This is a genomic window from Halococcus morrhuae DSM 1307 (assembly GCF_000336695.1).
Taxonomy (GTDB): Archaea; Halobacteriota; Halobacteria; order Halobacteriales; family Halococcaceae; genus Halococcus; species Halococcus morrhuae.
Window position 1 is genome coordinate 1 of record NZ_AOMC01000006.1, and the last position, 11,525, is coordinate 11,525.

10 protein-coding genes are annotated in these 11,525 nt (G+C 55.5%); 1 reads left to right on the top strand and 9 read right to left on the bottom strand.

Features of this window, described 5'->3' with window-relative positions; all coding sequences use genetic code 11:
* From C448_RS00160 to C448_RS00180, 6 genes are all read right to left on the bottom strand, one after another.
* Nucleotides 1-237: hypothetical protein (locus tag C448_RS00160; protein WP_004050975.1), on the bottom strand; the 237-nt coding region annotated here is incomplete at its 3' end.
* Nucleotides 234-1,634 carry a restriction endonuclease subunit S gene (locus C448_RS00165; protein WP_080503130.1) on the bottom strand — a complete coding sequence of 467 codons (1,401 nt, stop codon included), beginning with the start codon at nt 1,632-1,634 and terminating at the stop codon, nt 234-236. The genes C448_RS00160 and C448_RS00165, both read right to left, overlap by 4 nt.
* Nucleotides 1,635-2,354, bottom strand: coding sequence for a hypothetical protein (locus tag C448_RS16575; protein WP_004050978.1), 720 nt, complete (start codon nt 2,352-2,354; stop codon nt 1,635-1,637). It lies immediately after the preceding gene.
* Nucleotides 2,242-3,624 (bottom strand): type I restriction-modification system subunit M, encoded by a 1,383-nt coding sequence (locus C448_RS00170; protein ID WP_004050980.1) that lies wholly within the window; start codon nt 3,622-3,624, stop codon nt 2,242-2,244. Before C448_RS00170 ends, C448_RS16575 begins: the two co-directional genes overlap by 113 nt.
* Before the next feature lie 277 nt (nt 3,625-3,901).
* Nucleotides 3,902-5,464 carry an acyl CoA:acetate/3-ketoacid CoA transferase gene (locus C448_RS00175; protein WP_004050982.1) on the bottom strand — a complete coding sequence of 521 codons (1,563 nt, stop codon included), beginning with the start codon at nt 5,462-5,464 and terminating at the stop codon, nt 3,902-3,904.
* 102 nt (nt 5,465-5,566) lie between these two features.
* Complete coding sequence (locus C448_RS00180; protein WP_004050983.1) at nt 5,567-7,270, bottom strand: Na+/H+ antiporter NhaC family protein; 1,704 nt, start codon at nt 7,268-7,270, stop codon at nt 5,567-5,569.
* 308 nt (nt 7,271-7,578) lie between these two features.
* Between C448_RS00180 and C448_RS00185 the strand changes: the two genes are divergently transcribed.
* Entirely contained in the window at nt 7,579-7,854 is a 276-nt protein-coding gene (locus C448_RS00185) for a hypothetical protein (protein ID WP_004050984.1), read from the top strand.
* 412 nt (nt 7,855-8,266) lie between these two features.
* Here the strand turns inward: C448_RS00185 and C448_RS00190 are convergent, their stop codons facing one another.
* From C448_RS00190 to C448_RS00200, 3 genes are all read right to left on the bottom strand, one after another.
* Nucleotides 8,267-9,073, bottom strand: coding sequence for an SDR family NAD(P)-dependent oxidoreductase (locus tag C448_RS00190; RefSeq protein WP_004050985.1), 807 nt, complete (start codon nt 9,071-9,073; stop codon nt 8,267-8,269).
* A 254-nt stretch (nt 9,074-9,327) separates the two neighbouring features.
* Nucleotides 9,328-9,771 carry a DUF5615 family PIN-like protein gene (locus C448_RS00195; RefSeq protein ID WP_049915989.1) on the bottom strand — a complete coding sequence of 148 codons (444 nt, stop codon included), beginning with the start codon at nt 9,769-9,771 and terminating at the stop codon, nt 9,328-9,330.
* Nucleotides 9,768-10,067 carry a DUF433 domain-containing protein gene (locus C448_RS00200; protein ID WP_004050990.1) on the bottom strand — a complete coding sequence of 100 codons (300 nt, stop codon included), beginning with the start codon at nt 10,065-10,067 and terminating at the stop codon, nt 9,768-9,770. Before C448_RS00200 ends, C448_RS00195 begins: the two co-directional genes overlap by 4 nt.
* Nucleotides 10,068-11,525 lie beyond the last annotated feature (1,458 nt).

The following is an 11,525-nucleotide window of genomic DNA, read 5'->3' on the forward strand; positions in this document are numbered from 1 at the left end:
ATCGAGTGCGCTGTCGAGCTGTGCGAGGAACTCACCGCGCGCGTCGCCGCCGAGGCGAGTTTCGAGCTCGGACCATTTCTCGGGTTGAGTCTCCTCGATGAACGAGACGACGGTATCCGGGAAGAACCCGCGCTCGGCATCGAACTCGTCGCTTGGCAGCGTCGTGTAGCCGCCGTGCTCGCAGAGGTGGGCTTCGATGGCATCCCCGAAGGACTCCTCGTCGTAGATTTTGGTCATCTGTGAGTGGCGTGGGTTTCATCACGGTTCTCGGTAACATCAATCTGGCCCGTGACCGCGGCCGTGATGAGCGCCTGGCGTTTCTCTTCGAGCAGGTCGATTGACCGCTCTACGTTGTCGATGAGGTTCCAGAGTTGCTCCGTCTCGTTTTGGATGTGCTCAACGATTTCGCGTTGTTCCTCCACGGGTGGGAGTGGGGTTTTGAACGAACGGATATCAGGCATATAGATGGTCTGATGCGTCGAACCTTGCATGAGTCGGTCGAACTCCTGATCCATTGAGCGGAAGACGTACAGCAGATATTCGGGAATGATTTCGTCGCCACAGACCCAGTTGGCGAAGTCTTGCGAAGTCGCCATTTTGTCAGCCATGATTCCAGAGAATCCGACTGAGGCGGTCCGCGAGACGAAAACCGTGCCTTCGGGGAGAATTCGTGCGCCCGAGTTCTCCAATCCGAGTTGGCTGATTTTGTATTCCGTGTCTTCGAGGTGGATTTTCTGTCCTTCACGGAAGGGCTTGATGTCAGATGTCGTGACCCACGGAATATTGCAGTCCTCCCAGTATTCGTCGTTCGATCTGCTTGGCGTGTGACCGGACTCTAAACGGGCGACGAAGCGAGTTCGGACAACATCCCAGTGTTCGGGAATCTCGGCCAGCCATTGCGCCTCCGTGCTCTGCGTCGTTACCGTCGAATCCAGACCTGTTGTAACGGCCTGAGTGATGAGTGATTGCCGTTTCTCATCGAACAAATTGAGGAGACGCTTCTGTTTCGTTACGAGTGCGTCAGTACGGGCGGTGTGGTGGTCGAGGAACTCGGCAATGGCTCGTTGTTCTTCGAGTGGTGGAATTGGTAAAATCCCTCGCCGGAGGTCGAATAGATTCACACCCTGTACGGTTGCGCCCCGTGTGTGGAGGTCCATCTGTTGACGGAAAACTTCGGAACGCAGCGCATAGATGAGCCAGTCTTCGTTCACATCCTCACGGGGAGCTATCCGAGCCGTGTCCTGTGTGAGATTCGCACCTTCAAGTTCTGGCGGCACCTTGACTACTCTCCCGACACTCCCTCTGATTTCATACACGAGGTCGCCCGCTCTGAGTCGGGAACGCTGGTACTCGGACGCTTTTTCAGGAGTTGTTTTAGAGAGTGTTTCGGGGTTGAGTTCTCCTGTTTTACAATCACCTCCTTTGATGATTGGAACTCCTTCGTCTTGATCTGGTCCGGGAAGAATGATACCATAGACGATAGGAATGAACGGGTCTCGCAAATATTTGAGCCGAGAGACAGTCCAATGTGGTGGGATTTCCCTCAACCAAGGGAATTCTGTTTCGTGTAGATTGTCCGTCTCAGTTGAGTGCTGAGAAGAATTCGTCCTCTGAATAGACTGCTCATCGTTCATTCAATGACTCCCATCGAGTAAACTTGTAATTTCACTCGTGATCTGTTCAATATCTTCATTTATTTCTTTTGGTTGACGCGGTGGCTCGTATTCGTAGAAATGTCTGTCAAAGTTAATTTCGTAGCCCACAACGCCCAACTCGCCATCCTGATCGTCGTGGTACTTGCTGCTCTCGTTGATCCACGCGTTCTCCAGATGCGGCGCGACCTCACGCTCGAAATACTCGCGCGGGTCCGTGCTCAGCGGGACGCGCTCTTTCTCGCGGCGATCGGTGTCGTGCTCGGGGTCGCCATTGGACTTCCGGCAGATTTCGGCCTCCGGGTTCCGTTCGCCGAGCGCGCGCTCGATCGCGTTGTAGACGCTGTCGCGCAGGTCGAGGCCGGCCATGTTCAACTGCAACTCCGCGTCGTTCAGGAACTCTTCTCTGTCCATCCAGACCTTCTCCGGGTCCAGGCCCGACAGCGCTTCCTTGACACGCTCTTGAATTTCTTCGTCGCGGTTCGTAAACGCGCGCTCGTCGTCGAGAGAGTCAATCCGCTTGGCGGTGGCTCGGAAGCTCAGCCGAAGCGGCTGGTCGATCACGATGCGCCGATAGCCGAACTCGGCGTTATCCACGATTTTCGAGCGGCCGTTTGCCTCCAGGTCCCCGAACAGGCCCGCGATCTCGTCGATCTGTTCGCCGGTGAGGTAGTGGCGCTTGTCGCCGAGGCTCTCGTCCATCTCGTCGTACAGCTCGAGCGCGTCGATGAGTTGGACCTTCCCCTCGCGCTCGGCCGGTTTTCGGTNTTGAGAGCACCCAGATGTAGGTCCGAATCCCGGTGTTGTAGAAGAGATTCTCCGGGAGGCCGACGATCGCCTCCAGCCAGTCGTTTTCGATGATCCACCGCCGGATGGCCGATTCGCCACTGTTCGGCCCGCCGTTGAACAGCGGCGACCCGTTGAACACGATGGCGAGGCGGGAGCCACCCTTCGATTCGGGCTTCATCTTGCTCACCATATGCTGAAGGAATAGCATCGAGCCATCGTTGATGCGTGGCGTGCCCGCGCCGAAGCGCCCGTCGAATCCCTGCTCGTCGTGTTCGCGTTCGACCTGCTCTTTCACTTTCTTCCAAGATACCCCGAACGGTGGATTCGAGAGTAGGTAATCGAACGTGTCGCTTCCAAACCCGTCCTCGGTGAACGAGTTACCGTGAACGATGTGGTCGGGATCGTGACCACGGATGATCATATCTGAGTTACACACTGCGTAGGACTCGGGATTGAGCTCCTGACCAAATAGTTCGAGGTGTGCTTGGTCATTCAACGCATTGAGGTGTTCTTCAGCGACACTCAACATTCCACCCGTCCCACAGGCTGGATCGTACAACGTTCGCACCGCACCGGGCTGTCTAAGCGCGTCGTCGTCCTCGGTAAAGAGAAGATTGACCATCAATTCTATAACTTCTCGTGGCGTGAAGTGCTCACCTGCTGTCTCGTTCGAGAGCTCCGAGAACTTGCGGATGAGTTCCTCGTAGATGTAGCCCATTTCCTCGTTAGGCACCCTCTCGGGATGGAGGTCGATCTCAGCGAACGAGGTAGCGACCTTGTAGAGCAGGTCAGCCTCGTCAAGGCGTTCTATCTGGTGATCGAATTCGAATTTTTCTATGATTTCTTCGGTTTCGGGATCGAACTGTCGAACGTAGTGTTGGAGGTTCTCTGCGAGGTTTTCGGGGGCATTCGTTAGCGTGTCGAAGGTGTGCTCGCTCGTGTTGTAGACGGGCGCGCCCGAGACGTTTTCGAGGACGGGACCCACGTTTTCGATCCCACGCTCATCGAGGTCTGCTGCCTCCTGAATGACCGCCTCCTTGGTGGGTTCGGTGACGCAATCGAGCCGACGGAGCACCGTCAGAGGGAGAATGACCTTCTGATACTCCGATTGTTTGTAATCTCCGCGGAGAAGATCGGCGACCGACCAGATAAAATCGACCTTCTCGCTGAAGTTATCTACCATCTACAGTCCCACAATCAGGAAAGCCAGTTAAAACATGGGAAGAGCCTCTGCACACTCATATCCCACTTCTCACCATTCTAATGACTGTCCAGAAGGTACTCCTTTCTGACTCCCGGTCCAGAAGCCCCGATCTTCATATGGTTATCAGGGCACCAGAAGGGACTGAATTCAGCCGCTATCTACGCCCCGCATCATCCTCTACGATTCGAACTCTCATCCGGACTCAGACTCTCGTTCGCACCCTGTACGCCGCCCCATCTCAATCGAGAGCAATGCCTCACTCAACGTATCTACGAAGCGCAAACATCGATTCCTCGAACAGCGCCTGCGGCATCTCTGAAACCTCATCGGCGACGATCGGATCGAATCCCATCTTTCCGAGTACCTCCCTCTCGATGTCGATTCCCGGGGCGACTTCAACCAATACAAGGCCCGAATCAGTCAGTTCGAAAACTGCTCGCTCGGTGACGTACGTAATCGGCTGCTCGATCTCAACAGCGTACTCGCCACTGAATGTCACCTGCTCGACCTGCTCGACGAATTTGCGGTTCGTTCCCTCACTTCGAATCTCTATCTCGCCATCGCCAACAGCAACGTCGAGGTCACCTGCCGTGAGCGTTCCACAGAAAACCACCTGCTCAGCGTTCTGTGTGATGTTGATGAACCCTCCACAGCCCGGGATATCGGCACCGAAGCGGCTGACATTGACGTTGCCAACGGCATCGATCTCTGCCATTCCGAGGAAGCCGATATCCAGCCCACCCCCATCGTAGAAGTCGAACTGCTCAGGTGAAGTGACGAGCGCGTCGTGGTCGACAGCCGTCCCGAAGTTGATGCCACCCGACGGTGATCCACCGATAGGGCCTGCTTCGACGGTTTGTGTGATTTCATCCCCGACACCACCTTCGGTCGCGACCGTCGGGACCAGTTCCGGGACCCCGACCCCGAGATTGACAACGGCGTCCGGAACCAGCTCCATTGCCGCACGGCGTGCGATGACCTTCCGTTCGGTGAGTGCTGGCCGATTCTCATCGCTATCGCTCTCGGGGACCCGAATTTCACCACTCAGTGCACCACTGTAATCTTCGCCGTACGTCTGGCGGTGGTGGGACGGTGGAGAATCAACGACTGTATCCACGAGGATCCCCGGGAGGTCCACCTCGCGCGGGGAGATCGTCCCCGCCTCGGTTACACGCTCGACCTGTGCAATGACCGTTCCCCCGGAGTTGTGTGCAGCCTGTGCAGTCGCAAGCATATTCGCCTTCAGCGCCTCCCGCTCCATCGATATGTTCCCATTTTCATCGGCCGTCGTCCCACGCACCAGAGCCACGTCAAGCGGGATCGAGTGGTAAAACAGGTACTCCTCGCCGCCGAATTCCATGACCTCAATAAGGTCCTCTGTCGTGGTGTCGTTCACTTTGCCACCGTCCTGTCGCGGGTCGACGAACGTCCGCAATCCGACGTTCGTGATCGTTCCCGGTTTGCCGGCAGCTGTGTCACGAAGCAGGTGGTCCATCGCCCCGAACGGGAGGTTGTATGCCTCAATGTCACCCGCGGCGATCTGTTCCATCAACTCCGGAACGAATCCCCAGTGGCTTCCGATGACGCGTTCGAGCATCCCGTCACGGGCGAGATGCGAGACTCCCCGTCCCTGGCGATCGCCTTCGGCGGCAGGATGATACAGCGTGAGATCACCCGGAGATCCGGTTTCACTGTAGCGGGTTCCCAGCGTCTCAAGGAGATACTCTGGCAGACCAATGGCGACGAAGCCACCGACTCCGACGGTATCACCCGTCTCGACTTGTGCGACGGCTTCGTCGACTGGGCACGCGATGTCCATCGTATTTGCCTGTTGTCGGCAGCCGATATACCTTGCTGTCCGGCAGATTCAAGAGGGTTCCTGACCGTGGGCAATCTTCAGAAGATGGTGTGAACTGCGTATTCAGCCACTGAATGCGGCCAGTGCCAGCACCGATCCGAGATAAGCGATCGTCACGACTACCGCAACTACCGATACCATGTTCACAAGCTCGAAGTTCGCCGATGCTCGCTCCACCAGTCCGGTTGAGGAAGATTCAGCATCCGAACCAAACTCTGACGTGCTTTGTTCGACTTCTTCGACAGTCGGCATTACTGCTGGGAGGTCCTTTCGACGGGCATCAATCGTATTGAAGACAAACACGCTTCCAACGGTAATCACGAGCGCGATCGGCAAGATCACAACTGGTGAAGTCAAACCCAATGCATACAAGCCATACATCGCGACCGCGACACCGCCACCAGTCAGTGCAAACGGAATCTGAGTGTTGACGTGATCAATATGATCCGACCCAGAGAAGATCGACGACATGACTGTGGTATCGCTGATCGGTGAGCAATGATCGCCCATGATAGCTCCACCGAGGAGCGCACCCAAGAGCACTGGAAGGATTTCTGCCCCTACCGTCTCGTAACCCAGTGGCAATGCAAGTGGCGTGACGATCGACATTGTTCCCCATGATGTACCGGTCGTGAACGCAATGAATGCGGAGATGGCGAATATCAGAATTGGCAGCGTCTCGCCGGGCAGACCGCTCCCGGTCACGATGTTGATGACGTACTGAGCCGTCCCAACCTGTTCGGCTGCCAGACCGATCGTCCACGCGAGAACGATGATCGCCACCGCAATCATCATCGTCTTGAATCCATCTATAATCGTATCGCTCGCCGTATCGAGATCGAGCGCCCCAGTGGTCACGGTTCCAAGAAACCCAACGACGGCGAACGCAAACGCTGAAAACAGCAACGCTCGGGCGATGTCCGTCTCCTGAAACGCTTGAGCAAGACCGACAGTCGGCGACGCACCACCACCCAGCCACCACATCGAAACGAGTCCAGCAACGATGAGTGCAACAATCGGCGCAAAGAAGTTCACTAACGTCGGATTCGTTTCGCTTGGCTCACCGACATCAGAACTGACGTTCGAAAGCGGCGATGCTCCCTCTCGCATCGTTTTCCGTTCGCTCCGTGCGCGCCACTCTGCATCCAGCATCGGTCCGTAGAAACGCTGAGTAATAGCGATGATCCCCACCATGAGGAAGGCCATAAGACAGTAGATGTTCCACGGGATGCTTTGTAGAAACAGTTCATATGGAGATGCGCCGATGGCGGCGACAGTCAAAGTGCCGGCAGTAATGACCTGTGCAATGACCGATACCTGAAATCCGATCCAGTTCGAGATCGGTCCGAATGTCGTCACCGGCGAGGTTGTTGAGTCAAGCACGTAGGCATGCATTTCACGCGAAGAGTATCGCGAGTTGGAGAGTTCCTTTGTCGCGTTGCCCGTGATGATCGTACTCGTGTACGAATCGAAAAAGATGAAGATCCCGATCAGCCAAGTGAGTATCTGCGCGTCGCGGGCGGTTTCAACCTTCTCACCAACCCACTGTTCAAGCGCAAGGATACTACCGGATTTGTAAATGAATGCTGCACCCGCTCCCATCAAGAGGATCAGGACAAGAAACGTCGCGTTGAACGGATCGCGAACGGTCTCAACGATCCAGTCAAGCGAGAGAGCTGCCGCCGCGATTGGATCACCCGAGGTCGCGATCAGCGCCCCTGTCCAAATACCGGCATACAGTGAGATGAGTACTTGTCGGGTCACCATCGCAAGGATAATTGCGACTAATGGTGGTGCGAGAGCCAAAATAGCCGGATTTGGTATTGGCACACTGGCAAATCTTACCAAAACATAATAATACTTGTGTATGTAATTTCGCTTCAATAAACAGTGATTGGAAAGAAGATCCTCGGCACAAGCAGCCGTACGATGTCAAATTGCGATCTGTATCCTTTCAATTGGGGAATGGCTTCAGCAGCCAGTAGTACGCTCTGGTTAGGCCGGAGCCGCCGAAAGCATCCGCTTTCTCAGCCGACAGCTGTAATACTCCAGCATGGCCAACCTCCGACTGAATTGTGACTCGCTCACCGTCTGATCACTCACTCGCCGATCTCGCTGATCTCGTTGCCGAGCAGTTCAGCGATTACCGCCACTCCGAGGAATTCAACGAGCTCTCGCTCGTCATCGATAACAGCGACCGCGAACACCCGACGCTCATCGTTCACATTGACGGTCAACAGTCAGCCAATCTCACCGAACGCGTCGATGCCTTCCTCCGCGATCATGGCGCACGAACCGAACGTGAGCGTCACGACGATACCGATATCCGCATTCTCGCCACCCTCGAATAAGCATCTGACCACTGGGTAGACTGGAGCCGCTGAGAGTATTTCACAAGCGGCACCCCCACGCGCCGTCGGTGACCTCACCTGGGTGGTTTCGTTGGTTCGCCAACGTCGTCGAAAAGACGATTCGCATGCATACTCGCTACTAGCTTCGATTCTCATAGCTGGCCGCATTTTGCACATTGGCCCTCCAACGGTGTTCTGCTCGGGTTGCTGACCACCCGTTTTGTCGTGCAGGTGGCATACGGGCGTCTGACTGCTATCGAGTCACGCACACGAAATCAGCGGGTATGGTGCTGTTTTTGCACATCGAAGTCGGTGTGTTCGGTTATTTGATGTGCAAAATCAGGATTGGTATGATCTCGACGCGCAACCCCGTGCCTCGAGATTAGGAATGTTGCGCAATTCTGGTCGCTTTCTACAGCACGTCCTGAGTGATACCGCCGTCAACCTTGACCGCTTCACCGGTGATATTGCGGTTCTCAGCGAAGAAGCCCGCGAGCCGACCCATGTCCTCAGGCTTCTGGTCTCGATGAAGCGGAATTGAACGTTGGATCGTGTCGTCGTAGGACTCCTCGCTTGCGGGCGTGAGAACATCGCGCCACATCGGCGTATCGACGATACCGGGACAAATTGCGTTGACAGTCACATCGTCTTCAGCGAGTTCGAGTGCAAGCGTTTTCGTGAGCGCCAGTACGGCGTGTTTTGACGCTGCGTAGTGGGCGATTCCTCCGGCACCAATTTCTCCGGCAATAGAGGCAGTGTTGATGATGGAGCCGCCATCTTTGAGGTGCGGAATGGCAGCGCGCGCACAGAGAAACATCCCCTTCGCGTTGACATCCATTACAGCGTCCCACTCGTCCTCGTCCATCTCCTCGACCGGGGAGGAGGTGATAATTCCAGCATTACTCATCAGGATATCGAGCCCGCCAAATTCGTCAACTGTCGTCTCAACCATTGCCTCAACTTGCTCTGCGTCCGTGACATCACACTCAACGAGCAGCGTTTCGGACCCCATTGATTCGAGTTCGTCGGCGAGTTCTGTGGCATGTGTTCTGTTATCCGGTTTAGAATCGTCGTCAGCCGCAGATTCAGAGACACCAAGATCGGCGATGACGATATTGCATCCTGCTGCGGCCAGTTCACGTGTGAGGCCACCACCGATGTCCCCTGCTGCGCCGGTAACGATAGCCACTGTTCCGTCGAGGTCGCGTTTGTCGACCATACATAAGGTTCGATATGAATGACGAAAAGTCTGTGTGTACCCACACGAAATTTCTCATTTTACGGGTTGGTCCATCGAATAGTTTTGTGGGCGGGGAAACATTCCGTGACCGCTACAGCACCTAAAGCACCGCTCCGTAGCGTCGTGCACGATTCCGTTACGTCAGCGAGCCCTTCAATTTCCAAGTGTTCCAAGAGTTCCCACGCCACTCTGAGCGACGCGTGAGCTCGCCTCGTTGTAAGAGACATAGCTCGTCAGTCGTAACCAGATCTGATCCACCCGCCGGGCACGAACAGAATAGTGTTCGTGAGATCGTCAGTTGATTCGTCTATACGCCGGACGGCGGTTACTACTGCTCCTGGAGCCGCTGCTGTATCACACGCGAGAATCCCTGGATGATTTTCCAGATCAAGCGTCGAATCTGCACCACGGAAATCCGTGTCCTCGCTGATGACCNCCGCTGCTGTATCACACGCGAGAATCCCTGGATGATTTTCCAGATCAAGCGTCGAATCTGCACCACGGAAATCCGTGTCCTCGCTGATGACCACCCGACGCTGTTCGACCGCATACTCCAGAATGGAATCATCGGCTGTTCCAAGTCCGACGGTTTCGTCGATCTCGACGACATCATATCCCTCTCCACGGAGTGCTTTCACGAACGCTGGAGGGATATGCTCATCCGCGATGAATTTCACGCCTCTTTCTCCACACCATCACGACGCTCCAGGTCGTCGGGACCCTCCACGACGTGCATCCCTTCTGGAATACTCTGGCGCTGTTTCCGAACTGCTCGCATTTCGTCGGAGTGATCGTAGTAGTACGTGAGCGCTCGATAGATATCCGCAAGCTCTAGATCGTAGTCTGCAGCAACCTGAGCCGGATCAACCTCTGCGTCAAGCACCTGCTTTGCGATGTGGTGAACACCGATACGTCGCCCTTCAATCCGGGGTGCCCCACCAAGTGTGTCCGGAGTTGAGATGATTTCGCTCATATGCTATTCTCTAGGCGGCAACGCTCAAAGAGTCTTCGTGAATGTGAGCGGTTGTGAGTCCCACAGCAGTCACTTCGAGTCAGTTATTGGCGGCTCAATACATTCGTACTCCCGCACTCTGGGCATTGCACCATCATTCCGAGCGGCGGAGCCTCAACCTGTCCCCATTCATCGCTCCCAGGGGCCGCTTCAAATCCGCAGTTCAGACACCGTGACGGCAATGTTGTCGAGTCACTCTGGCTCATATCGATTCCCCGATTGTGGGAGCGTTCCCAACACGACGGTTTCCGACTCCGGGTCATCATCCAGCTGAATCAGGCCCCGTGTCATACTGGCCACCACTACGCCAGACTCTGTAAAGATTGCCCCCTCTCCTCGAAGCTGGTGTTGGTGAGAACACTCCGGAAGCGTTCCGTTGGCTGCATCCAACACCCCCACTGTTTCCGCTGGTCAGATCGAGCACCCTTCTCGTCACCCCGCTACCGAATTAAAGCGGCCCACCTTCTGACCAGTCTGCCCAGAAACCCTCGTTTTTGACCATGCTACCGAGTAGCATCATTTCCACGGTTAACGCTCTGATCCAGTTCGCGTCTCATACTTACCCNGCCCAGAAACCCTCGTTTTTGACCATGCTACCGAGTAGCATCATTTCCACGGTTAACGCTCTGATCCAGTTCGCGTCTCATACTTACCCTGCCTGACCTCCGGCCCCGACAGGGGCCGTGAGGCACCACGGTGCAGTCTGTGGTTGCGGTGCTAATTGTCTTGCTCGCACCTCAGCGGGCATCATTCAGTGGAATCTGGTCCAGTTCCGCAGTGTGTTCGCCCTCGATAGTGTGACGCGTTTCGGTAAAATGTTCGATGGCACGAGAGACGACTTCCTTCCTACTGTAGGTCTCTGTGCTAGCAGACCAACCACATTCCGCACAGTAGTTTCGATGGTATGGCATACTAAGGCGTGTTTCTGCCTGATTATAGTGTATATGCTTGGTTGTTCAGGGTTTACCCTGTCAATAGTCACTCCCCTGTTTACAGGGTCCCGGTGGCGTGATCGGCGCGGCAGCACCCCGGTATCGAAATGTAGCTGTCGCAATCGTCCTCTAACTCTGACACGCACGGGCCGGATCGCCATTCCCATTTTGTCCAGCATATAGCCCGAGCAGCGCGCAGCCGGTTCCAACGACCACTCCAAGCATACCCCAGACGGCTCCGTCGCTGCTGGAGGCGAGTATTATCAGAAGCGTCGAAATTCCGACGACGACCATCGTCCAAGCAGTGCCTAGCGTCTGTTGGGTAGGCTTTGAAACCATGCTATTGATCATTGTGCCAGTGACATATATCTATCTCTGGCCTACAAGCAGCCACTTGACTTCTGACGGTGGCGTTCCGGCGTGATCGGCGCGACGACACCCCTCGTTCGGAGTGAAAATCAGTCGGGAAACGACCGCTCTTGCTGAC

Bases quoted from the DNA above. Each gene is read 5' to 3' on its own strand.
- C448_RS00165 (WP_080503130.1), bottom strand. From the start codon at position 1,634: ATGAACGATGAGCAGTCTATTCAGAGGACGAATTCTTCTCAGCACTCA.
- C448_RS16575 (WP_004050978.1), bottom strand. From the start codon at position 2,354: ATGGACGAGAGCCTCGGCGACAAGCGCCACTACCTCACCGGCGAACAG.
- C448_RS00175 (WP_004050982.1), bottom strand. From the start codon at position 5,464: ATGGACATCGCGTGCCCAGTCGACGAAGCCGTCGCACAAGTCGAGACG.
- C448_RS00180 (WP_004050983.1), bottom strand. From the start codon at position 7,270: ATGGTGACCCGACAAGTACTCATCTCACTGTATGCCGGTATTTGGACA.
- C448_RS00190 (WP_004050985.1), bottom strand. From the start codon at position 9,073: ATGGTCGACAAACGCGACCTCGACGGAACAGTGGCTATCGTTACCGGC.
- C448_RS00200 (WP_004050990.1), bottom strand. From the start codon at position 10,067: ATGAGCGAAATCATCTCAACTCCGGACACACTTGGTGGGGCACCCCGG.